The organism is Lentzea albidocapillata subsp. violacea (genome assembly GCF_900100275.1).
In the GTDB taxonomy this organism is placed as follows: domain Bacteria; phylum Actinomycetota; class Actinomycetes; order Mycobacteriales; family Pseudonocardiaceae; genus Lentzea; species Lentzea violacea.
In genome coordinates, this window is record NZ_FNET01000041.1 from 1 (window position 1) to 20,735 (window position 20,735).

Sequence of the window (20,735 nt, forward strand, 5' to 3'; positions counted from 1 at the left end):
CCCTCTAAGCAACGCAACTCCGCCCAAAGCAACAGGCGTGCCATCAACCCACGCATGGCGCGGGCCGGTCTTTGATCAGATTGTGGGGGGTCTGGGGGGCGGAGTCCCCCAGGAACCAGCCGCCACACAAGTACGCAACGCGCCCACCTACGAACAACAAACAGGAACCCGCCAGCGCACCAGGGAGACAACCCACCCCAACCGACGCGTCAACGCTCCAACGTACGAACCCGCCGAGTCGCCTCAGCCCGAGCCGCCAACTCCCCATCCCCAGGGAAATCCACCCGCACCAACGACAACCCGTGCGCCGGAGCCACAGTCACCCCACTGGCCCGCCCAGACAGCGACAAAAGCCCAGCAGGCCACTCAACCGCCTTCCGCCCCTCCCCAACAGCCAGCAACGCCCCAACGAGCGACCGAACCATCGAGTGGCAGAACGCATCAGCAGAAACGAACGCCGTGACAACCCCATCCACCTCAGACCGCACCAGCTCAAGCCGCTGCAGCTCCCGGATGGTCGTAGCCCCGTCACGCCGCTTGCAAAAGGCGCAAAAGTCGTGCTCCCCCAACAAAAGCCCAGCAGCCACATTCATGGCGGAAACGTCCAGCGGACGAGGCCAGGCAAGGGTGTCCAACCGCCGCAACGGATGCGCCCCGAAGTCAGCATCCGCAACCCGGTACTCGTAGTGCCGCCGCAAGGCAGAGAACCGAGCGTCAAACGCAGCAGGCACCACCCGAGCAGAAAACACCCGGACATCCGACGGCAACGCCCGAGCCAACCGCTTCGGCAACGCACCAACATCAACAGAACCAGGCAGATCGGCGTGAGCGACCTGCCCGGAGGCGTGCACCCCCGCATCGGTGCGCCCGGCGACGGTCAGCGAGACGTCCTCGCGCAGCACCATCGACAGCGTGTCCTCTAGAACGCCGCAGACAGTCCGCCGGGAAGGCTGCCGGGCCCATCCGGAGAACTCAGTGCCGTCGTACCCGAGGTCGAACCGCACACGAACGAGCCCGCCGCCCCCAGCAAGGGGAGCGACGGGCTCGTCAGCAGGAGAACTGCTCAGGACTCGTCCTTCTTGTCCTTGGCCTCTTCTGCCTTGACGTCCTCGGCCGACGGCTCGCCGTCAACCTCGACAGCGCCCTCGGCGGGCTCGTCGGCGGCGTCCTTCGTCGCGGACTCGGGCGCGTCAGCGTCCTGGTCGACGACCTCGGCGGCCGGCTTCTCGTCCTTGGCGAACTTGGTCTTGCGCGCAGCCTCGGCCTCGGTGGAGACGAGCTTCTGCTGCACCAGCTCGATGATGGCCATGGGGGCGTTGTCGCCCTTGCGCGCCAGCGTCTTGGTGATGCGGGTGTAGCCACCGGAACGGTCGCTGAAGAACGGACCGATCTCGGCGATCAGCTTGTGCACGACGTCCTTGTCGCGGATCAGCTTCATGATCTCGCGACGGTTGTGCAGGTCGCCGGCCTTGGCCTTGGAAATGATCTTCTCGGCGTACGGACGCAGCCGCTTCGCCTTCGTCTCAGTGGTCTTGATCCGGCCGTGCTGGAACAACGCCGTCGCCAGGTTGGCGAGCAGCAGCCGCTCGTGCGCCGGAGACCCACCGAGCCGGGGGCCCTTGGTAGGGGTGGGCATCGCTTGCTCCTGTAGTTACTAAAAGAGATCCTCTAGCTCTGAATCAGAGCGTCAGAGCTGCTCGGTCTCCGCGTAGTCCTGACCGTCGTCGTGCGGGTCCAGGCCGGTACCGGCGCCCCAGCCCGTGTCACCGGGGTGGTAGTCGGCAGCAGCCGCGGACGGGTCGAACCCAGGAGGCGAGTCCTTCAGCGCGAGGCCGAGACCGACGAGCTTCATCTTGACCTCGTCGATCGACTTCGCACCGAAGTTGCGGATGTCCAGCAGGTCCGCCTCGCTGCGCGACACGAGCTCGCCGACGGTGTGGATGCCTTCCCGCTTCAAGCAGTTGTAGGAACGGACCGTGAGGTCCAGATCCTCGATAGGCATCGCGAACGCGGCGATGGTGTCAGCCTCGGCCGGCGACGGGCCGATCTCGATGCCCTCGGCGTCGATGTTCAGCTCGCGAGCGAGGCCGAACAGCTCAACCAGGGTCTTACCCGCGGAGGCGACTGCGTCCCTCGGAGTGATCGAGGGCTTGCTCTCCACGTCGAGGATCAGCTTGTCGAAGTCCGTACGCTGCTCGACACGAGTGGCCTCGACCTTGTACGTCACCTTGAGAACCGGCGAGTAGATCGAGTCGACGGGGATGCGGCCGATCTCGGCGCCCGCCTGCTTGTTCTGGACAGCCGGGACGTAGCCGCGACCGCGCTCGACGACGAGCTCGATCTCCAGCTTGCCCTTGCCGTTCAGGGTGGCGATGTGCAGGTCGGGGTTGTGCACGGTGACACCGGCCGGAGGCACGATGTCGCCCGCGGTCACCACACCGGGGCCCTGCTTGCGCAGGTACATGGTCACCGGCTCGTCCTCTTCGGACGAGACGACGAGCTCCTTGAGGTTCAGGATGACGTCGGTGACGTCCTCCTTCACCCCGGGAACCGTGGTGAACTCGTGCAGCACGCCGTCGATGCGGATGCTCGTGACAGCAGCACCGGGGATCGACGAGAGCAGCGTGCGGCGAATCGAGTTGCCGAGCGTGTAACCGAAGCCCGGCTCCAGCGGTTCGATGACGAACCGGGAACGGGTCTCGGAGACCGCTTCCTCGGCGAGCGAGGGGCGCTGGGAAATCAGCACTGGGTTCTACCTTTCCGACAACGACGCCCGCTATTTGACGCCGCCAACTTCAGCCAGCCACGAGGACCGGCAAACGCACTCGGCACACCCTTCGCGCCGATGCGGGACCCGACCCGAGCCACCGTCCACAAGAGACGGTGGCTCGGAGAGGATCACTTCGAGTAGAGCTCGACGATGAGCTGCTCGGTGACAGGCGTGTCGATCTGCGCGCGCTCGGGCAGCTGGTGCACGAGGATGCGCAGGTTCGAGGACACGACCTGCAGCCAAGCGGGAATCGGGCGGTCACCGAAGGACGCGCGAGCAGCCTCGAAGGGCAGCGTCGGCATGGACTTCGGCTTCACGTCGATGATGTCGAACTTCGACACCTGGTAGCTCGGGATGTTCACCTTCTGGCCGTTGACCAGGAAGTGACCGTGCGCGACCAGCTGGCGAGCCTGGCGACGCGTGCGGGCGAGGCCCGCGCGGTACACCACGTTGTCGAGGCGAGCCTCGAGGATCTGGAGCAGGTTCTCGCCGGTCTTGCCCGGGCGGCGAACCGCTTCCTTGTAGTAACGGACGAACTGCTTCTCGAGCACGCCGTAGGTGTAACGAGCCTTCTGCTTCTCCTGGAGCTGCAGCAGGTACTCGGACTCCTTGACCCGGCCACGACCGTGCTGGCCGGGCGGGTACGGACGGCGCTCGAAGGCCTGGTCCCCACCAACGAGGTCAACCTTCAGACGACGCGAGATGCGCGTCGCGGGTCCCGTATAACGAGCCATTAGTTCTTACTCCTCCCCGTGCCTCAGACCCGGCGCCGCTTGGGCGGGCGGCAGCCGTTGTGGGGCTGCGGGGTCACGTCCTGGATGGTGCCGACCTCGAGACCGGCGGCCTGCAGCGAACGGATCGCGGTCTCACGGCCGGAGCCGGGACCCTTGACGAACACGTCCACCTTGCGCATGCCGTGCTCGGCGGCCTTGCGGGCGGCGTTCTCGGCAGCCATCTGCGCCGCGAACGGCGTGGACTTGCGCGAGCCCTTGAAGCCCACGTGGCCGGCGGACGCCCAGCTGATCACGTTGCCCAGCGGGTCCGTGATGGACACGATGGTGTTGTTGAACGTGCTCTTGATGTGCGCCTGGCCGTGCGAGACGTTCTTCTTTTCCTTGCGCCGGATCTTCTTGACCCCGGCGCCCGTGCGGGACTTGGGTGGCAAAACGAACTCCTAAGTTGAGGGCAGCAGACGCGAGGTCTTACTTCTTGCCGGCCTTCTTCTTGCCGGCCACGGTCTTCTTCGGACCCTTGCGGGTACGGGCGTTCGTCTTCGTGCGCTGCCCACGAACGGGCAGGCCGCGACGGTGCCGAAGACCCTCGTAGCAGCCGATCTCCATCTTGCGACGGATGTCGGCCGCGACCTCACGGCGAAGGTCACCCTCGACCTTGTAGTTCGTCTCGATGTGGTCCCGCAGCTTGGCGAGGTCGTCGTCCGTCAGATCCTTCACCCGGAGGTCCGGGGAGATCTCCGTGGCGGTGAGCAGCTCCTTGGAGCGCGTACGACCGATGCCGAAGATGTAGGTGAGCGCGATCTCCATCCGCTTTTCGCGGGGGAGGTCGACGCCAGCGAGTCGTGCCATGTGGCGATTAACTCCTGTCGGTTACTTCCAGGTCTGCTCCTCGCCCAATTCCGGTGACTGACTCGCTGTCTGTCGTTCCGGCTGCTCTCACAGCCGGCGTCCCGGCCCCGGCCTGGAATCCGGGGGTGTCCGCACGCATGGAGCCCGTGCGGTAGGTGCGAGGAGTTTCTCGTTACTGCGTCATCGAAAGACCTCGACGAGCGCGAGTGGAACTGCTCAGCCCTGGCGCTGCTTGTGGCGCAGGTTCTCGCAGATCACCATGACCCGGCCGTGACGGCGGATCACCTTGCACTTGTCGCAGATCTTCTTGACGCTCGGCTGAACCTTCACGCCTGAGATCTCCTGCTACTGGAGGTCACTTGTAGCGGTAGACGATGCGCCCGCGGGACAGGTCGTAGGGCGAGAGCTCCACGACAACCCGGTCCTCAGGGAGGATGCGGATGTAGTGCTGTCGCATCTTGCCGCTGATGTGCGCGAGTACCTTGTGACCGTTCTCCAACTCGACCCTGAACATCGCGTTGGGGAGCGGCTCGACTACGCGGCCCTCGACCTCAATGGCCCCGTCCTTCTTGCCCATGTCCTCCGCGTTTCGTGACGGTGATATTAACCTTTGGACGCGCGCCACCCCGGTTCGATCTGACCTCGGAGGGCACGACTGAACCGGCGCGACTGGTGCGCCACCTGACCAGTGTACGCAGCTCACTGCGGCAACCCAAATCGGGTCCTCTCAGCGCCCGTGGAGGGCTGCATACCCCGTTCGAGCACCGGCTTCAGGCGCACGATGTCGTTGATCTCGGACTCGTGCCTGCCGAGCACCGACTTCAGCGTCCGCAGGCGCTGAGCGGCGGTCCTCGACCCGTACCCGGTCTCGTCCGAACAGTGCTGAGCTGCGTTGTTGAGCGCGGCGTCGCCGGATCCGACGCCGTAGCTCTCCGGACTCGGATCGCCTGGCCCCCGCTGCGTGAACCCGGCGCGGTCGAGGCAGTGCAGCAGCGTCGCCCCGGTGGCCCGCGTCTCGGCGGCCTCCGGCCCGGACCGGAGCAGGACGTCCCACTCCCGTACGACGACGTCGTGCAGCGCCGTGATGCGACTCACTGCGTCCACGTACTCCCACGAGGCGGCGGCACGAACACTTCCCCCGCACCCGCCGTCGACGGCCGGCGGCGGACTGACGAAGTTCGGACGCCGCACGATGACGTCGGAGAACGGCGGTCGGCAGCCCTCCGCCGCGGCGATGGCGTCGGCCAGGAAGATCCGGTCGGCGATGCGCTCCGCCGGCACGTCCTGGTAGGTGAGATCGGTGGCCGGCTTAGAGGCAGCACAGCCTGCAAGTGGAATCAGAAGGGCGGACAGGACGAAACGGGTTACCCCCACAATGCCCCCAAGCATTGGACTCGCTCGTCAACCTCGACCGTATCGGGCCTGACAAACGAAATAGCCCCGTTCACCGCAGGGCGAACGGGGCTACGTCCGAAAACGTTGGGGCGCTTGGCTTTACTCGGGTGCGGTGAGCACCCAGGGGCCGTCCTCGGTGATCGCGACGCTGTGCTCCCAGTGGGCGGCACGCGTGCCGTCGAGCGTGACGACGGTCCAGCCGTCCTCCAACTCCTGGGAGTCGTCCGTGCCGAGCGTGAGCATCGGCTCGATCGCGATGGCCATGCCGACCTTGAGCCTCGGGCCCTTGCCGGGCTTGCCGAAGTTCGGCAGGAACGGCTCCATGTGCATCTTGGAGCCGATGCCGTGGCCGCCGTAGTCCGCGACGACGCCGTACTCGATGCCGTCGCGCTCCCCCGACTCGATGGCGGAGGACTCGATGGCGAACGAGATGTCCGTGAGCCGGCCGCCGGGCAGCGCGGCCTCGATGCCCGCGAGCATCGACAGCCTGGTCGCCTCGGACAGCTTGTGGTCCGCGGGAGACAGCTCGCCGACGCCGACCGTGACGGCCGAGTCGCCGTGCCAGTCGTCGAGGATCGCGCCGCAGTCGATGGAGATCAGGTCGCCCTCGGCCAGCACCTGCGTCTTGCTGGGGATGCCGTGGACGATCTGCTCGTTCACCGACGCGCAGATGCTCGCCGGGAAGCCGTGGTAGCCCTTGAAGGACGGGACGGCGCCGGCGTCGCGGATGGTCTGCTCGGCGATCTCGTCGAGGTCCCAGGTGGACACGCCGGGCTTCACCGCGTCCACGACGTTCTGCAACGCCCGTGCCACGACCAGGCCGGAGGCGCGCATGGCCTCCAGCTGGCCGCGGGTCTTGATCTCGATCTTGCTCATGCCTTCACGATCTGTTGCACGTGTGACGACGGAACGGAGCCGGTCGACCAGCCCGCCGGTCACTTCTCGTTCAGCGCGGCGAGTGCCCGTTCGCTGATCTCGTCGATCTCGCCCACCGCGTCGATGGAGATGACCTTCTCCGCGTAGTAGCTCAGCAGCGGCGCGGTCTCGTTGCGGTACACCTGCTGGCGGTGACGGATGACCTCTTCCTTGTCATCCGTACGGCCACGCGCGAGCAACCGCTCCACCACGACGTCCTCGTCGACCCGGAACTCCAGCACCGCGTCGAGCGAGTGGCCACCGACAGCCAGGAACTCGCCCAGCTTGTCGGCCTGGGCGACGTTGCGGGGGAACCCGTCGAGCAGGAACCCGTCCGCGGCGTCGGACTCGGCCAAACGCTTGCGCACCATCTCGTTCGTGATGGAGTCCGGCACGAGAGCGCCCTCGTCGAGGATGCTCTGCACCTCCAGCCCGAGCTCGGTCTGGTTGCTGATGTGTGACCGGAAGAGGTCGCCCGTCGAGATGTGCGGCACGCCGAGCTTGCGGCTCAGAACTTCGGCCTGGGTGCCCTTGCCCGCACCGGGCGGGCCAACGAGAACGAGTCGCATCTAGCGGAGGAACCCTTCGTAATTGCGCTGCATGAGCTGGCTCTCGATCTGCTTCACGGTGTCGAGACCGACACCGACCATGATCAGAACCGCGGTGCCGCCGAACGGGAAGTTCTGGTTCTGGCCGTCACCGGTCAGGTCCAGGAACAGGTTCGGCAGGATCGCCACGATGCCGAGGTAGAGCGAACCGGGCAGCGTGATGCGGCCCAGGACGAACTTGAGGTACTCGGCGGTGGGGCGACCGGGGCGGATGCCGGGGATGAAGCCACCGAACTTCTTCATCTCGTCAGCACGCTCGTCCGGGTTGAACGTGATGCCGACGTAGAAGTACGTGAAGAAGACGATCAGCAGGAAGTACGAGGCGATGTGCACCCAGCTCGACTGCTTGACCAGGTAGGTCTGAACGAACGTCGAGAACCAGTTCTGCTCGGTGGAGGTGCCCTGGGTAAGGCGCACGACCAGGTCCGGCAGGTACAGCAGCGAAGAGGCGAAGATGACCGGGATGACGCCGGCCTGGTTCACCTTGAGGGGAAGGTACGTCGACGTACCGCCGTACATGCGGCGGCCGATCATGCGCTTGGCGTACTGCACCGGAATGCGACGCTGAGCCTGCTCGACGTAGATGACGCTCGCGATGATGACCAGAGCGGCGACGCACACGAGCGTGAAGGTGAGGCCACTCTTGTCGAGGATGTTCTTGCCCTCGGCCGGGATGCGGGCGGCGATACCGGTGAAGATCAGCAACGACATGCCGTTGCCGATGCCCTTCTCGGTGATCAGCTCACCCAGCCACATGATGACCGAGGTACCGGCGGTCATGGTGATGACCAGCACGACCAGCGTGAAGATGCTGTCCTTGTTCGGGATGACGTCCTGGTCGCACTCACCGAACAGCTGCCCGCGCACGGCGAGGGCAACGAGGCCGGTCGACTGCAGGATCGCAAGCCCGATCGTCAGGTACCGCGTGTACTGCGTGAGCTTGCCCTGACCAGCCTGGCCTTCCTTCTTCAACTGCTCGAACCGCGGGATGACCACGGTGAGCAGCTGAATAATGATGCTCGCGGTGATGTAGGGCATGATGCCCAGCGCGAACACGGACAGGTTGAGCAGTGCACCACCGCTGAACAGGTTGATCAGCGAGTAGATGTTCTGGCCTTCAAGCTGCTCGGCACAAGCCCGCACGTTCTTGAAGGAAACGCCCGGCGCGGGCATGGTCGCGCCAAGCCGATACACAACGATGATCCCGAGCGTAAACAGGATCTTCTTGCGTAGATCCGGCGTCGCGAGAGCCGAGCGGAATGCGCCGAGCACGCGAACCTCCTGAGCGTTGCCGACCCCCAGGGACCGGCACATGCGGTAGTTGGCAGGCCGAGTCAGGTAGCCACGACCAAGCAACCCGGAGGACATCCGGGTTCAGCCCGCGACTCTAACAGCCCTCCAGGACCAGCCCGTACCCAGTGGCCAATCACAGGTTCCAACTCGTTGATCTCTGACGGAACCACTAGGCCATCCGGGGTAGCACACCCCACAAATCCGTGCTACGAGCAGCAATTACGCCGTCCGCGAACGTCAGCAGACGCCTCAAAGTTCCCAAAGAAATACCCGCAAAGCGAACCCCACATGATCGCAGCGAAGCCGTAGGCGAGCCGTCCTTACCGCGCGGGCCAGGCGGTGGGGTCCCATCACGAGTCGCGCCATAGCTCTTGCTGCACCTGAGGGGTGAGGTCAAGTCGACACGCTTTTCGTCGACTTGACCTCACCCCTCAGGTGTGGCCCGCTCTTGGCTCGGCTCGTGATGGGACCCCACCGCCACCGCAACCCTCAAAGCAACAGGCAGCCGCCCACAGCAACAGGCGTGCCATCTACCCACGCACGGCGTGGACCCCCTGATCAGATTGCCGGGGGTCTGGGGGCAGCGCCCCCAGGGGAAGCACGCAAGGCGACCAGGCCGCCCGCAAGCCGACCACAGCACAAGGTCGCCGCCCCAACCACCCCAACGCCAAAGGGCCCCAAGGCAAAAGCCTCAGGGCCCTTCAGACAACTACCAGCGGCAATCAGGAAGCCACGGTGGAAGACCCACCAGCAGCCGCCAACTTCTCCACAGCGGTCTTGGAGAACTTGTCAGCCGTGACATCCAGCTTCACGCTGACGTCACCGTCACCCAGCACCTTGACGAGCGAGCCCTTGCGGACCAGCCCGGCCAGCACCAGCGCGGGAACGTCCACCGAGCCGCCCTCCGGGAAGGAGGCAGCGATCGAGGAGACGTTCACGACCTGGTACTCGGTGCGGAACGGGTTCTTGAAGCCCTTGAGCTTCGGGAGCCGCATGTGCAGCGGCATCTGGCCACCTTCGAAGCGCGGCGAGACGTTCTTGCGAGCGCCCGTGCCCTTCGTACCGCGGCCGGCGGTCTTGCCCTTGGAGCCCTCACCACGACCGACGCGGGTCTTGGCGGTCTTGGCGCCGGGGGCCGGACGCAGATCGTGAATCTTGATGGTCACGACTGGACCTCCTCGACAACCACCAGGTGGCGCACGGCGTTGATCAGGCCGAGAACCTGGGGGGTGTCCTCACGCACGACCGACTGACGGATCTTGCGCAGCCCGAGGGTGCGCATCGACTCGCGGTGGTTGTGCTTGGTACCGATGGTGCTCTTCACCTGAGTGATCTTGAGCTGAGCCATGATCACACCCCCTGGCCCGCGCGAGCGCGGATCATGCCGGCGGGGGCGACGTCCTCGAGAGGCAGGCCACGACGGGCCGCGACCTCTTCCGGACGCTGCAGACCCTTGAGGGCCGCCACGGTCGCGTGCACGATGTTGATCGCGTTGTCGGAGCCGAGCGACTTCGACAGCACGTCGTGCACGCCGGCGCACTCGAGGACGGCGCGGACAGCGCCACCCGCGATGACACCGGTACCGGCCGATGCCGGGCGAAGCAGAACCTCGCCGGCGGCCTTCCTGCCCGTGATCGGGTGCGGGATCGTGCCGGCGATGCGAGGAACGCGGAAGAAGTTCTTCTTCGCCTCTTCGACACCCTTGGCGATGGCCGCGGGAACTTCCTTGGCCTTGCCGTAACCGACGCCGACCATGCCGTCGCCGTCACCCACCACGACGAGCGCGGTGAAGCTGAACCGACGACCACCCTTGACCACCTTCGAGACGCGGTTGATCGCAACCACGCGCTCGATGTGGGGGGTCTTCTCCTGGGCCGCGCCGCCGCGGCCGCCGTCACGACGGTCGCGGCGCTCTCCGCGCTCGCCCCCGCCGCCTTCGCGACGCGTACGTCCTGGCATCAGGCGTCCCTCTCAATTCCAGTGATGATCATTGTCAGAACTCCAGCCCCGCCTCGCGAGCGGCATCCGCCAGAGCAGCGATCCTGCCGTGGTACGCGTTGCCACCGCGGTCGAACACGACCGCCGTGACGCCGGCGTCCTTGGCGCGGGCCGCGGCCAGCTGGCCGACCTTGGCCGCACGGGCCTTCTTGTCGCCGTCCAGGGCACGGACGTCGGCTTCCATGGAGGAAGCGGACGCGATCGTGTGGCCCTTCAGGTCGTCGATGATCTGCACGGTGATGTGCTTCGACGAACGGTGCACGGCCAGGCGCGGACGCTCGGCGGTGCCGTTGACCTTCTTGCGGAGGCGGAAGTGGCGACGGGCCTTCGCAACACGACGCCTGGTGGAGATGTCCTTGCCCACCGGCTTGCGCTTCGTAACAGTCGACTCGCTCATGTCACTTACCCGTCTTTCCGACCTTGCGACGGATCTTCTCGCCCGAGTACCGGACACCCTTACCCTTGTACGGGTCGGGCTTGCGCAGCTTGCGGATGTTGGCGGCAACCTCACCGACCAGCTGCTTGTCGATACCCGAGACGGAGAACCGGGTCGGGGTCTCGACCGCGAAGGTGATGCCCGCGGGGGCCTCCACCTTGACGGGGTGCGAGTAACCGAGCGCGAACTCGAGCTCTGAGCCCTTGAGCGCGACGCGGTAACCGACGCCGTGGATTTCCATCTTCTTTTCGTAACCCTGGGTCACGCCGACGACCATGTTGTGCACGAGCGTGCGCGACAGGCCGTGGAGCGCGCGGTTGCGCCGCTCGTCGTTCGGGCGCTTGACCTCGAGAGTGCCGTCTTCGGCCTTCTCGACGATGATCGGCTCAGCGAGCGTGAGCGTCAGGAGACCCTTGGGGCCCTTGATGCTGACGTCCTGGCCGGCGATGTTCACGTCGACCCCGGAGGGGACAATGATCGGCTGCTTACCGATGCGCGACATGTCTACTCCCCCTTACCAAACGTAGGCGAGGACTTCTCCGCCCACGCCTGCCTTGTTGGCCTGACGGTCGGTCATGAGACCGCCAGAGGTCGAAATGATCGCCACGCCGAGGCCACCGAGAACTCGGGGCAGGCCAGTGGACTTCGCGTACACGCGCAGACCGGGCTTGGACACGCGGCGGAGGCCGGCGATGCTGCGCTCACGGTTCGGGCCGTACTTCAGCTCGACGACCAGGTTCTTGGCCACCTCGCCGTCCTCGTCGCGGTACGAGGCGATGTAGCCCTCGCGCTTGAGGATCTCGGCGATGTTCGCCTTGATCTTGGAGTGCGGCATCACGACCTTGTCGTGGTAAGCCGAGTTCGCGTTCCGCAGACGAGTGAGCATGTCTGCGATGGGATCGGTCATCGTCATGGTGACCTGGTCAACCTTTCTCGCTGCGGTTCACCGGCTCAGGGTCCAGACCCGCCCTCTCCCCGAGGGGGAGAGGACAGGACGGTCGTGTGCGGGCCTACAGCGAAGTAATGAAGCTTGGAATTACCAGCTGGACTTGCTCACGCCAGGCAGCTCACCGCGGTGAGCCATCTCGCGCAGGCAGATCCGGCAGAGGCCGAACTTGCGGAACACCGCGTGGGGGCGGCCGCAACGCTGGCACCGGGTGTAACCCCGGACCTTGAACTTCGGCTTCTTCGCGGCCTTGTTGATCAACGCCTTCTTGGCCATCGAGTCAGTTCTCCTTGAACGGGAAGCCCAGGTGCTTCAGCAGCGCCCGGCCCTCCTCGTCGTTCGTGGCGGTGGTGACGACGGTGATGTCCATGCCGCGAGGCCGGTCGATAGCGTCCGGGTCGATCTCGTGGAACATCGACTGCTCGTTCAGACCGAACGTGTAGTTGCCGTTGCCGTCGAACTGCTTGCCCGAGAGGCCGCGGAAGTCGCGGATACGGGGCAGCGCGATCGTCAGCAGACGGTCGAGGAACTCCCACATGCGGTCGCCGCGCAGCGTGACGCGCGCACCGATCGGCATGCCTTCACGCAGCTTGAACTGCGCGATGGACTTGCGGGCCCGGCGGACCTCGGGACGCTGGCCGGTGATGATCGACAGGTCCCTGACGGCACCCTCGATCAGCTTGCCGTCACGGGCGGCGTCGCCGACACCCATGTTGACGACGACCTTCACGACGCCCGGGATCTGCATCACGTTGGAGAAGTCGAACTGCTTCTGCAGCTCGGCCTTCACCTCGGCGCGGTAGCGCGTCTTGAGCCGCGGGATGATCTTCTCTGCGGTAGTCATGATCAGATGTCCTTCCCGTTACGACGGGAAATGCGGACCCGCTTGCCCTCGTCGTTCGTCCGGTAACCAACACGGGTCGGCTTGCCGTCCGAGTCGACCACCATCACGTTGGAGACGTTGACCGGAGCTTCCTGGGTCACGATGCCACCAGACTGCGCGCCCCGCTGGGTCTGCGTGATCTTGGTGTGCTTCTTGATCCGGTTGACGCCCTCGACCAGGACCTTGCCGGTCTCCGGGTAGGCCTGGATGACCTTGCCCTTCGCGCCCTTGTCCTTGCCGGCGATAACGACGACCGTGTCGCCCTTCTTCACCTTCATGGTCAGAGCACCTCCGGAGCCAGCGAGATGATCTTCATGAACTTCTTGTCGCGCAGCTCACGACCGACCGGGCCGAAGATGCGGGTACCGCGGGGCTCGTTGTCGTTCTTGATGAGCACGGCGGCGTTCTCGTCGAAGCGGATGTACGAGCCATCCGGACGACGGCGCTCCTTGACGGTGCGGACGATGACGGCCTTGACGACGTCACCCTTCTTCACGCCGGCACCGGGGATCGCGTCCTTGACGGTCGCGACGATGATGTCGCCGATGCCCGCGTAGCGGCGACCCGAACCACCGAGAACACGGATGCAAAGGATTTCCTTTGCTCCAGTGTTGTCGGCGACACGAAGTCGCGACTCCTGCTGAATCACTTACCTGCTCCTGACCATTCCTGGCCCGCCGGATTTCCGACCCGACGGGCTCGGTCTGTCTACAAAGGACTTACTTGGCCTTCTCGAGGATCTGCACGAGACGCCAGCGCTTGGTCGCCGACAGGGGCCGGGTCTCCATGAGCAGGACGCGGTCGCCGATGCCCGCCGCGTTCTCCTCGTCGTGCACCTTCACCTTGGTGGTGGAGCGCATGATCTTGGAGTAACGCGGGTGCTTCTTGCGGTCCTCGAGCGCGACCACGATCGTCTTGTCCATCTTGTCGGACACGACGAGGCCCTCACGGACCTTGCGGTCGTTGCGCTTCTCGGTCTGGACTTCGTTGCTTTCGGTCATGCCGCACCCTCACCAGTGGAATCCGGCGTAACGGAGAGCCCGAGCTCCCGCTCCCGCATCACGGTGTAGATCCGGGCAATGTCATGCCGGACCGTGCGCAGACGCCGGTTGTTGTCGAGCTGGCCCGTGGCCATCTGGAAACGAAGGTTGAACAGCTCTTCCTTCGATTCCTTCAGACGCAGCACGAGCTCTTCCTCGGTGAGCTCACGCAGCTCGGAAGCGGTAGTACCCGCTGCCATCAGAACTCACCACCCTCACGCGTAACGATGCGGCACTTCATCGGGAGCTTGTGGATCGCGCGGCGAAGAGCCTCGCGGGCCACCTGCTCGTTCGGGAAGGCCATCTCGAACATGACGCGACCCGGCTTGACGTTCGCGACCCACCACTCCGGCGAACCCTTACCGGAACCCATGCGGGTCTCGGCCGGCTTCTTCGTCAGCGGGCGGTCCGGGAAGATGTTGATCCAGACCTTGCCGCCACGACGGATGTGACGCGTGATGGCGATACGAGCGGACTCGATCTGCCTGTTGGTGACGTAGGCGGGCTCGAGAGCCTGGATGCCGTACTCACCGAAGGTGACCTTCGTGCCGCCCTTGGCAGCGCCCGACCGCTTCGGGTGGTGCTGCTTGCGGTGCTTGACCCTACGAGGGATGAGCATGACTCAGCTCTCCGTCTTCTCTGCAGCAGCCGGAGCCTCGGCCGACGCCGAAGCGTCAGCTGCGGCACGACCGGCCTCGGTGCTCGTCGCGGTGGTGCCGCTGGCACCGGAGCGACGGGCCCGGTTCGGACGCTCGCCACGGTCGCGGCGCGGGGCGCGGTCCGCACCCTGTGCGGGGGCCGCGTCGAGCGCGCGCTTGGCCGAGATGCCACCGACGATGTCGCCCTTGTAGATCCACACCTTCACGCCGATACGGCCGAACGTGGTGCGGGCCTCGAAGAAGCCGTAGTCGATGTTCGCGCGGAGCGTGTGCAGCGGCACGCGGCCGTCGCGGTAGTGCTCCGAGCGGGACATCTCGGCGCCGCCGAGGCGACCGCCGCACTGCACGCGGATGCCCTTGACCTGCGGCGAACGCATGGCCGACTGAATGGCCTTGCGCATCGCGCGCCGGAAGGCGACGCGGTTGGACAGCTGCTCGGCGACACCCTGTGCCACGAGCTGCGCGTCCGACTCGGGGCTCTTGACCTCGAGGATGTTCAGCTGGACCTGCTTCTTGGTGAGCTTCTCCAGCTCACCGCGGATGCGGTCCGCCTCGGCACCACGACGGCCGATGACGATGCCCGGCCGGGCGGTGTGGATGTCGACGCGCACCCGGTCACGGGTCCGCTCGATCTCCACCTTGGAGATGCCGGCACGCTCCATGCCCTTGCTGAGCAGGCGACGGATCTTGACGTCCTCCGCCACGTACTCGGCGTACTGCTTGTCTGCGTACCAGCGGGACTTCCAGTCGGTGGTGATCCCCAGCCGGAAGCCGTGCGGGTTGATCTTCTGGCCCACTACCGCGTTCCCTTCACGCTGGTCTTCTTGGGACGAGACTCCACCTCGATGGTGATGTGGCTCGTCCGCTTGCGGATCCGGTACGCGCGGCCCTGGGCACGCGGGCGGAAACGCTTGAGGGTCGGACCCTCGTCCACGTAGGCCACCGCAACCCAGAGGGTCGAGGGGTCCAGGGACATGTTGTTCTCGGCATTGGCCATGGCGCTGGCGAGCACCTTCGCGACCGGCTCAGAAGCGGCCTGGGGCGCGAACTGGAGCACGGCCAGGGCCTCGCTTGCGTTACGACCCTTGATGAGCTCGACGACGCGACGGACCTTCATGGGGGTGTCGCGGACGTAGCGAGCCCGAGCCACGGCGCGCGGAAACTCCTGCGCCTCAGCGTCCTTACGGGCGTTCATCGCTGCTTTTCCCTTGCTCTTCTCAGTTCGACGCCTAGCGGCGACGAGACTTCCGGTCGTCCTTGATGTGGCCCTTGAAGGTGCGGGTCGGGGCGAACTCGCCCAGCTTGTGCCCGACCATCGCCTCGGTCACGAACACCGGGACGTGCTTGCGGCCGTCGTGCACCGCGATGGTGTGACCCAGCATGTCCGGGATGATCGTGGATCGGCGGGACCACGTCTTGATGACGGTCTTCTTGCCCGCTTCGTTCTGAACGTCCACCTTCTTGAGCAGGTGGTCGTCGACGAAGGGACCCTTCTTAAGGCTGCGAGGCATCCTTCACTCCCTCCCTGCTCAGCGCTTCTTACCGGTGCGACGACGCCGGACGATGAGCTTGTCGCTTGGCTTACGGCGGCGGGTACGACCCTCGGGCTTACCAGCCGGGTTCACCGGATGGCGACCACCGGAGGTCTTACCCTCACCACCACCATGCGGGTGGTCAACGGGGTTCATGGCGACACCGCGGACGGTGGGCTTCTTGCCCTTCCACCGCATGCGGCCGGCCTTGCCCCAGTTGATGTTCTGGTGGTCCTTGTTGCCGACCTCGCCGAGCGTGGCGCGGCAGCGCACGTCCACGTTGCGGATTTCGCCCGAGGGCAACCGCAGCTGGGCGTACGGACCGTCCTTCGCCACGAGCTGGACCGAGGCACCAGCCGAGCGAGCCATCTTCGCGCCGCCACCGGGGCGGAGCTCGATCGCGTGGATCACGGAACCGACCGGGATGTTGCGCAGCGGCAGGTTGTTACCCGGCTTGATGTCGGCCTTGGGGCCGTTCTCAACCGTGTCACCCTGCTTGAGCTTCTCCGGGGCGATGATGTAGCGCTTCTCGCCGTCTGCGTAGTGCAGCAGCGCGATGCGCGCGGTGCGGTTGGGGTCGTACTCGATGTGAGCGACCTTGGCCGGCACGCCGTCCTTGTCGTTGCGACGGAAGTCGATCAGGCGGTAAGCCCGCTTGTGACCGCCGCCCTTGTGACGCGTGGTGATCTTGCCCGACGCGTTGCGCCCACCCAGCTTGTGCAGCGGGCGGATCAGCGACTTCTCCGGAGTCGACCGAGTGATCTCGGCGAAGTCGGAGACGCTCGCACCGCGACGACCAGGCGTCGTCGGCTTGTACTTGCGAATGCCCATCTCTACGCAGTCCTCGTCATCAGGCGGCAGGGCCGCCGAAGATCTCGATCGTCTTGCTGTCAGCCGACAACGTGACGATCGCGCGCTTCGTGTCCTTGCGCTTGCCGAAACCGCTCTTGGTCCGCTTGCGCTTGCCCTGGCGGTTGATGGTGTTGACGCTGACGACCTTGACGCCGAAGACCTTCTCCACGGCAATCTTGATCTGGGTCTTGTTCGAACCCGGCGCCACCAAGAAGGTGTACTTGTTCTCTTCGAGCAGCCCGTAGGACTTCTCGGAGATCACGGGCGCGAGCAAGATGTCCCTGTGGTCGGGGATCACTTCGAGGCCTCCTCGTCCACCGCGGTCGCCGTGGCCTCAGCCGAGCCGCGACCCTGCTGGGCCTTGCTGGCGAGGAACACGTCGAGCGAGTCCTTGGTGAACACCACGTCGTCGTTGACGAGCACGTCGTAGGTGTTGAGCTGGTCGGGCGCGATCACGTGCACGTGCTGAAGGTTCCGCACGCTGACCCACGCGACCTCGTCGGTGCGGTTGAGCACCACGAGAACGCGACGAGCCTGGGTGACCGACTCCAGGACCCTGCGCGCGGTCTTGGTCGACGGGGTGTCCCCGTCCACCAGGCCGGACACGACGTGGACCTGGTTGGCGCGAGCCCGGTCGGAGAGGGCGCCACGCAGAGCAGCGGCCTTCATCTTCTTGGGCGTCCGCTGCGAGTAGTCGCGCGGCTGCGGGCCGTGGACGATGCCACCGCCGGCGAACTGCGGCGCACGCGTCGAACCCTGGCGGGCACGACCGGTGCCCTTCTGGCGGTACGGCTTCTTGCCACCACCACGAACTTCGCCGCGGGTCTTCGTCGAGTGCGTGCCCTGGCGAGCGGCGGCCTGCTGGGCCACCACGACCTGGTGCAGCAGCGCGACGTTCGCCTGCGCGTCGAACACGGCGGAGGGCAGCTCGACCGAGCCGGCCGTCTTGCCATCCGGGGTGCGGATCTCAACAGTCGACATCAGGCACCGCCCTTCGCAGCAGTCTTGACGAACACCAGACCGCCCTTGGGACCGGGAACCGCGCCCTTGATGAGCAGCAGGCCGTTCTCAACGTCGATCTTGTGCACCTTCAGGTTCTGGGTCGTGACGCGCTCGTGGCCCATACGGCCGGCCATGCGCAGACCCTTGAAGACGCGACCAGGCGTGGCACAGCCACCGATGGAACCCGGCGAGCGGTGCTTGCGCTGGGTGCCGTGGCTGGAGCCGAGGCCCTTGAAGTTGTGGCGCTTCATGACACCCGCGGTGCCCTTGCCCTTGCTGGTGCCGGTGATGTCGACAACAGCGCCGGCCTCGAACACCTCAGCGGTGATCTCCTGGCCGACCGTGTACTCGCCGGCGTCCGCCGTGCGCAGCTCCACCAGGTGGCGACGGGGCGTGACCCCGGCCTTGGCGAAGTGCCCAGCAACGGGCTTGTTGACCTTGCGCGGGTCAATCGCGCCGGCCGCCAGCTGGACGGCGGTGTAGCCGTCCTTCTCTTCGGTGCGAACCTGGGTCACGACATTGGGCTCAGCCTTGACGACAGTCACCGGAACGATCCGGTTGTTCTCGTCGAAGACCTGAGTCATGCCGAGCTTGGTGCCCAGGATGCCCTTCATCTGCCTGTCAGACATTGGTTCGTTACTCTCCGCGCCCAACGCTTACTGGATGTTGACGTCGACGCTGGCCGGCAGGTCGATGCGCATGAGCGCGTCAACCGTCTTCGGCGTCGGGTCGAGGATGTCGATCAACCGCTTGTGCGTGCGCATCTCGAAGTGCTCGCGCGAGTCCTTGTACTTGTGCGGCGAGCGGATGACGCAGTACACGTTCTTCTCAGTGGGCAGCGGCACAGGCCCGACGACCCGAGCGCCGGTGCGCGTCACGGTCTCCACGATCTTGCGCGCAGACGCGTCGATCGCTTCGTGGTCGTAGGCCTTGAGCCGGATGCGGATCTTTTGTCCCGCCATAATGGCTTGCCGTTCCTCTGCTTCTCGTAACCGCTGCGGGCGGTGCCTCGGATGAGGCCTTTTACAGCCTCTTGGCGCGCTCCGCCCCTGTTGAAGTGTCATGGTGCCCGGTCCACGCGGTCGGGCGTGTCGCGCCCGGTGCGCATACCGGTCCCACTCAAGGTCTCCCCGGTGGGATTGGGCCTACCACAGCCCATGCACCCTGATGCCCATCTCCGCAAGGAGGCGTTCACTAACAGGGCGCGGACGCTCAATCGAAAGACACGGACACGCGTGAAGCGAGCCCGGCCTTCATTGAGCAACCCGTAAAGAATGCCACACGGACGTGGGGCAGTCCAAATCGGGGTGGGTGAGTCGGACCCAGATCACGTGCCGATCTTGGCCGGTGAGCCGCTGTCGTCCGTCGCATGTGGAGCAACGGCCGTGCCGGTTTCATTGTCCGGCAACGGATTCCCGACGACGGCTCTTCACCCGCGCGCCTGCGGCAGCCCGACGTGAGCTGCCGCACAATTTTTGTCCTGACGACGAAAGCCGGGCCAACGAAGATCGCTGGCCCGGCTTCACGCCGAACTGGTGAAGCTAGATCACTTGAGGATCTTGGTGACCGAGCCGGCGCCGACGGTGCGGCCACCCTCGCGGATCGCGAAGCGGAGGCCCTCGTCCATGGCGATCGGCTGGATCAGCTTGACGTCCATACCGGTGGTGTCACCCGGCATGACCATCTCGGTGCCCTCGGGCAGCGTCACAACGCCGGTCACGTCCGTCGTCCGGAAGTAGAACTGGGGACGGTAGTTGTTGAAGAACGGCGTGTGGCGGCCACCCTCGTCCTTGGACAGGATGTAGACCTGCGCCGTGAACTCGGTGTGCGGGGTCGTGGTGCCCGGCTTGACGATGACCATGCCGCGCTCCACCTCCTCGCGCTTAATGCCACGGAGCAGCAGCGCGGCGTTGTCGCCGGCGCGGCCCTCGTCCAGGAACTTCTTGAACATCTCGATCGAGGTGACCGTCGTCTTCTTCGACGTCTCCTTGATACCGACGATCTCGATCTCGGAGTTCACGTTGATGATGCCGCGCTCGATACGACCGGTCACGACGGTGCCGCGGCCGGTGATCGTGAAGACGTCCTCGACGGGCATGAGGAACGGCTTCTCGGTGTCGCGCTCCGGCTCCGGGATCGCCGAGTCAACGGCGGCCATGAGCTCGAGCACGGACTTGCCCCAGGTCTCGTCGCCCTCCAGCGCCTTCAGCGCCGAAACGCGCACGACCGGCAGGTCGTCGCCCGGGAACTCGTACTCGGAGAGCAGCTCGCGGACCTCGAGCTCGACGAGCTCCAGAATCTCCTCGTCGTCCACCATGTCGGCCTTGTTCAGGGCGACAACGATGTAGGGAACGCCGACCTGGCGGGCCAGGAGGACGTGCTCCTTCGTCTGCGGCATGGGACCGTCGGTCGCCGCGACCACGAGGATGGCGCCGTCCATCTGCGCCGCACCGGTGATCATGTTCTTGATGTAGTCGGCGTGCCCGGGGCAGTCGACGTGCGCGTAGTGACGGTTCTCCGTCTGGTACTCGATGTGCGCGATCGAGATCGTGATGCCGCGCTGCTTCTCTTCCGGCGCCTTGTCGATCTGGTCGAACGCGAACGAGGCGTTGACATCGGGGAACGCGTCGTGCAGAACCTTGGAGATCGCCGCGGTCAGCGTGGTCTTGCCATGGTCGATGTGACCGATGGTGCCGATGTTGACGTGCGGCTTCGTCCGCTCGAACTTCGCCTTGGCCACTGGATTGTCCTCCTGGACTTCTTTTTTGCTGGTCCGGCGGGTATCTGTGGCCACCCGCCGGACTACACGTCAGGGTCGGAAAG

The 20,735-nt window shown here is 65.6% G+C and carries 34 protein-coding genes; all 34 read right to left on the reverse strand.

Annotated elements, in window-relative coordinates; genetic code table 11:
- Window positions 1–209: 209 nt before the first annotated feature.
- Window positions 210–1,004: a tRNA pseudouridine(38-40) synthase TruA gene (gene truA, locus BLR21_RS40470; protein ID WP_218131120.1), complete on the reverse strand. Its 795-nt coding sequence runs from the start codon at window positions 1,002–1,004 to the stop codon at window positions 210–212.
- A gap of 59 nt (window positions 1,005–1,063) precedes the next feature.
- Window positions 1,064–1,636 (reverse strand): 50S ribosomal protein L17, encoded by a 573-nt coding sequence (gene rplQ / locus BLR21_RS40475; RefSeq protein WP_030478323.1) that lies wholly within the window; start codon window positions 1,634–1,636, stop codon window positions 1,064–1,066.
- A 51-nt stretch (window positions 1,637–1,687) separates the two neighbouring features.
- Window positions 1,688–2,746: a DNA-directed RNA polymerase subunit alpha gene (locus BLR21_RS40480; RefSeq protein ID WP_030478322.1), complete on the reverse strand. Its 1,059-nt coding sequence runs from the start codon at window positions 2,744–2,746 to the stop codon at window positions 1,688–1,690.
- Window positions 2,747–2,898: 152 nt separating this feature from the next.
- Window positions 2,899–3,504: a 30S ribosomal protein S4 gene (gene rpsD, locus BLR21_RS40485; RefSeq protein WP_030478321.1), complete on the reverse strand. Its 606-nt coding sequence runs from the start codon at window positions 3,502–3,504 to the stop codon at window positions 2,899–2,901.
- A 23-nt stretch (window positions 3,505–3,527) separates the two neighbouring features.
- Window positions 3,528–3,935, reverse strand: coding sequence for a 30S ribosomal protein S11 (gene rpsK, locus BLR21_RS40490; RefSeq protein WP_030478320.1), 408 nt, complete (start codon window positions 3,933–3,935; stop codon window positions 3,528–3,530).
- A gap of 37 nt (window positions 3,936–3,972) precedes the next feature.
- The gene (gene rpsM, locus BLR21_RS40495; RefSeq protein ID WP_030478319.1) at window positions 3,973–4,353 is read right to left on the reverse strand and encodes a 30S ribosomal protein S13; all 381 of its coding nucleotides are present in this window, start codon (window positions 4,351–4,353) and stop codon (window positions 3,973–3,975) included.
- Between the two features lie 216 nt (window positions 4,354–4,569).
- Entirely contained in the window at window positions 4,570–4,683 is a 114-nt protein-coding gene (gene rpmJ, locus BLR21_RS40500; RefSeq protein WP_010148647.1) for a 50S ribosomal protein L36, read from the reverse strand.
- A gap of 25 nt (window positions 4,684–4,708) precedes the next feature.
- The gene (infA, locus tag BLR21_RS40505; RefSeq protein WP_005166804.1) at window positions 4,709–4,930 is read right to left on the reverse strand and encodes a translation initiation factor IF-1; all 222 of its coding nucleotides are present in this window, start codon (window positions 4,928–4,930) and stop codon (window positions 4,709–4,711) included.
- A 122-nt stretch (window positions 4,931–5,052) separates the two neighbouring features.
- Window positions 5,053–5,634, reverse strand: a complete 582-nt coding sequence (locus BLR21_RS40510; protein ID WP_090015386.1) for a hypothetical protein — start codon at window positions 5,632–5,634, stop codon at window positions 5,053–5,055.
- A 213-nt stretch (window positions 5,635–5,847) separates the two neighbouring features.
- Window positions 5,848–6,624, reverse strand: a complete 777-nt coding sequence (gene map, locus BLR21_RS40515) for a type I methionyl aminopeptidase (protein ID WP_090015408.1) — start codon at window positions 6,622–6,624, stop codon at window positions 5,848–5,850.
- Window positions 6,625–6,683: 59 nt separating this feature from the next.
- On the reverse strand, window positions 6,684–7,232 hold the full coding sequence (locus BLR21_RS40520) for an adenylate kinase (RefSeq protein WP_030478316.1): 549 nt from the start codon (window positions 7,230–7,232) through the stop codon (window positions 6,684–6,686).
- Window positions 7,233–8,543 carry a preprotein translocase subunit SecY gene (secY, locus tag BLR21_RS40525; RefSeq protein WP_090015410.1) on the reverse strand — a complete coding sequence of 437 codons (1,311 nt, stop codon included), beginning with the start codon at window positions 8,541–8,543 and terminating at the stop codon, window positions 7,233–7,235.
- 743 nt (window positions 8,544–9,286) lie between these two features.
- The gene (rplO, locus tag BLR21_RS40530) at window positions 9,287–9,730 is read right to left on the reverse strand and encodes a 50S ribosomal protein L15 (RefSeq protein WP_030478314.1); all 444 of its coding nucleotides are present in this window, start codon (window positions 9,728–9,730) and stop codon (window positions 9,287–9,289) included.
- Entirely contained in the window at window positions 9,727–9,912 is a 186-nt protein-coding gene (gene rpmD, locus BLR21_RS40535) for a 50S ribosomal protein L30 (RefSeq protein WP_030478313.1), read from the reverse strand. The genes rplO and rpmD overlap by 4 nt, the downstream gene beginning before the upstream one ends.
- 2 nt (window positions 9,913–9,914) lie before the next feature.
- Complete coding sequence (gene rpsE / locus BLR21_RS40540) at window positions 9,915–10,523, reverse strand: 30S ribosomal protein S5 (protein WP_030478312.1); 609 nt, start codon at window positions 10,521–10,523, stop codon at window positions 9,915–9,917.
- Window positions 10,524–10,557: 34 nt separating this feature from the next.
- A complete protein-coding gene (rplR, locus tag BLR21_RS40545) occupies window positions 10,558–10,959 on the reverse strand; it encodes a 50S ribosomal protein L18 (protein ID WP_090015388.1) in 402 nt (133 codons plus the stop codon).
- A gap of 1 nt (window position 10,960) precedes the next feature.
- Window positions 10,961–11,500 carry a 50S ribosomal protein L6 gene (rplF, locus tag BLR21_RS40550; RefSeq protein WP_045309814.1) on the reverse strand — a complete coding sequence of 180 codons (540 nt, stop codon included), beginning with the start codon at window positions 11,498–11,500 and terminating at the stop codon, window positions 10,961–10,963.
- A gap of 12 nt (window positions 11,501–11,512) precedes the next feature.
- The gene (gene rpsH, locus BLR21_RS40555) at window positions 11,513–11,911 is read right to left on the reverse strand and encodes a 30S ribosomal protein S8 (protein ID WP_030478309.1); all 399 of its coding nucleotides are present in this window, start codon (window positions 11,909–11,911) and stop codon (window positions 11,513–11,515) included.
- Window positions 11,912–12,034: 123 nt separating this feature from the next.
- Window positions 12,035–12,220: a type Z 30S ribosomal protein S14 gene (locus tag BLR21_RS40560; RefSeq protein WP_030473455.1), complete on the reverse strand. Its 186-nt coding sequence runs from the start codon at window positions 12,218–12,220 to the stop codon at window positions 12,035–12,037.
- A 4-nt stretch (window positions 12,221–12,224) separates the two neighbouring features.
- Window positions 12,225–12,788, reverse strand: a complete 564-nt coding sequence (gene rplE, locus BLR21_RS40565; RefSeq protein WP_030478308.1) for a 50S ribosomal protein L5 — start codon at window positions 12,786–12,788, stop codon at window positions 12,225–12,227.
- Between the two features lie 2 nt (window positions 12,789–12,790).
- Window positions 12,791–13,105, reverse strand: coding sequence for a 50S ribosomal protein L24 (gene rplX, locus BLR21_RS40570; RefSeq protein ID WP_030478307.1), 315 nt, complete (start codon window positions 13,103–13,105; stop codon window positions 12,791–12,793).
- Between the two features lie 2 nt (window positions 13,106–13,107).
- The gene (rplN, locus tag BLR21_RS40575) at window positions 13,108–13,476 is read right to left on the reverse strand and encodes a 50S ribosomal protein L14 (RefSeq protein ID WP_030478306.1); all 369 of its coding nucleotides are present in this window, start codon (window positions 13,474–13,476) and stop codon (window positions 13,108–13,110) included.
- A 70-nt stretch (window positions 13,477–13,546) separates the two neighbouring features.
- Window positions 13,547–13,828: a 30S ribosomal protein S17 gene (gene rpsQ, locus BLR21_RS40580; RefSeq protein ID WP_053733143.1), complete on the reverse strand. Its 282-nt coding sequence runs from the start codon at window positions 13,826–13,828 to the stop codon at window positions 13,547–13,549.
- Window positions 13,825–14,067 carry a 50S ribosomal protein L29 gene (gene rpmC, locus BLR21_RS40585; protein ID WP_030478304.1) on the reverse strand — a complete coding sequence of 81 codons (243 nt, stop codon included), beginning with the start codon at window positions 14,065–14,067 and terminating at the stop codon, window positions 13,825–13,827. The genes rpsQ and rpmC overlap by 4 nt, the downstream gene beginning before the upstream one ends.
- The gene (gene rplP / locus BLR21_RS40590) at window positions 14,067–14,486 is read right to left on the reverse strand and encodes a 50S ribosomal protein L16 (protein ID WP_030478303.1); all 420 of its coding nucleotides are present in this window, start codon (window positions 14,484–14,486) and stop codon (window positions 14,067–14,069) included. Before rplP ends, rpmC begins: the two co-directional genes overlap by 1 nt.
- Before the next feature lie 3 nt (window positions 14,487–14,489).
- Window positions 14,490–15,323: a 30S ribosomal protein S3 gene (rpsC, locus tag BLR21_RS40595; RefSeq protein ID WP_030478302.1), complete on the reverse strand. Its 834-nt coding sequence runs from the start codon at window positions 15,321–15,323 to the stop codon at window positions 14,490–14,492.
- Window positions 15,323–15,721, reverse strand: a complete 399-nt coding sequence (gene rplV / locus BLR21_RS40600) for a 50S ribosomal protein L22 (RefSeq protein WP_030478301.1) — start codon at window positions 15,719–15,721, stop codon at window positions 15,323–15,325. The genes rpsC and rplV overlap by 1 nt, the downstream gene beginning before the upstream one ends.
- Window positions 15,722–15,755: 34 nt before the next feature.
- Window positions 15,756–16,037: a 30S ribosomal protein S19 gene (gene rpsS, locus BLR21_RS40605; protein ID WP_030478300.1), complete on the reverse strand. Its 282-nt coding sequence runs from the start codon at window positions 16,035–16,037 to the stop codon at window positions 15,756–15,758.
- Between the two features lie 18 nt (window positions 16,038–16,055).
- Entirely contained in the window at window positions 16,056–16,889 is an 834-nt protein-coding gene (gene rplB, locus BLR21_RS40610) for a 50S ribosomal protein L2 (RefSeq protein WP_030478299.1), read from the reverse strand.
- A 19-nt stretch (window positions 16,890–16,908) separates the two neighbouring features.
- On the reverse strand, window positions 16,909–17,208 hold the full coding sequence (gene rplW, locus BLR21_RS40615) for a 50S ribosomal protein L23 (RefSeq protein WP_030478298.1): 300 nt from the start codon (window positions 17,206–17,208) through the stop codon (window positions 16,909–16,911).
- Window positions 17,205–17,891, reverse strand: a complete 687-nt coding sequence (gene rplD, locus BLR21_RS40620) for a 50S ribosomal protein L4 (RefSeq protein ID WP_090015390.1) — start codon at window positions 17,889–17,891, stop codon at window positions 17,205–17,207. Before rplD ends, rplW begins: the two co-directional genes overlap by 4 nt.
- Entirely contained in the window at window positions 17,891–18,541 is a 651-nt protein-coding gene (gene rplC / locus BLR21_RS40625; RefSeq protein WP_090015392.1) for a 50S ribosomal protein L3, read from the reverse strand. The genes rplD and rplC overlap by 1 nt, the downstream gene beginning before the upstream one ends.
- Before the next feature lie 27 nt (window positions 18,542–18,568).
- Entirely contained in the window at window positions 18,569–18,874 is a 306-nt protein-coding gene (rpsJ, locus tag BLR21_RS40630; protein WP_003938093.1) for a 30S ribosomal protein S10, read from the reverse strand.
- Window positions 18,875–19,458: 584 nt separating this feature from the next.
- Window positions 19,459–20,652 carry an elongation factor Tu gene (tuf, locus tag BLR21_RS40635; protein ID WP_030478295.1) on the reverse strand — a complete coding sequence of 398 codons (1,194 nt, stop codon included), beginning with the start codon at window positions 20,650–20,652 and terminating at the stop codon, window positions 19,459–19,461.
- Window positions 20,653–20,735 lie beyond the last annotated feature (83 nt).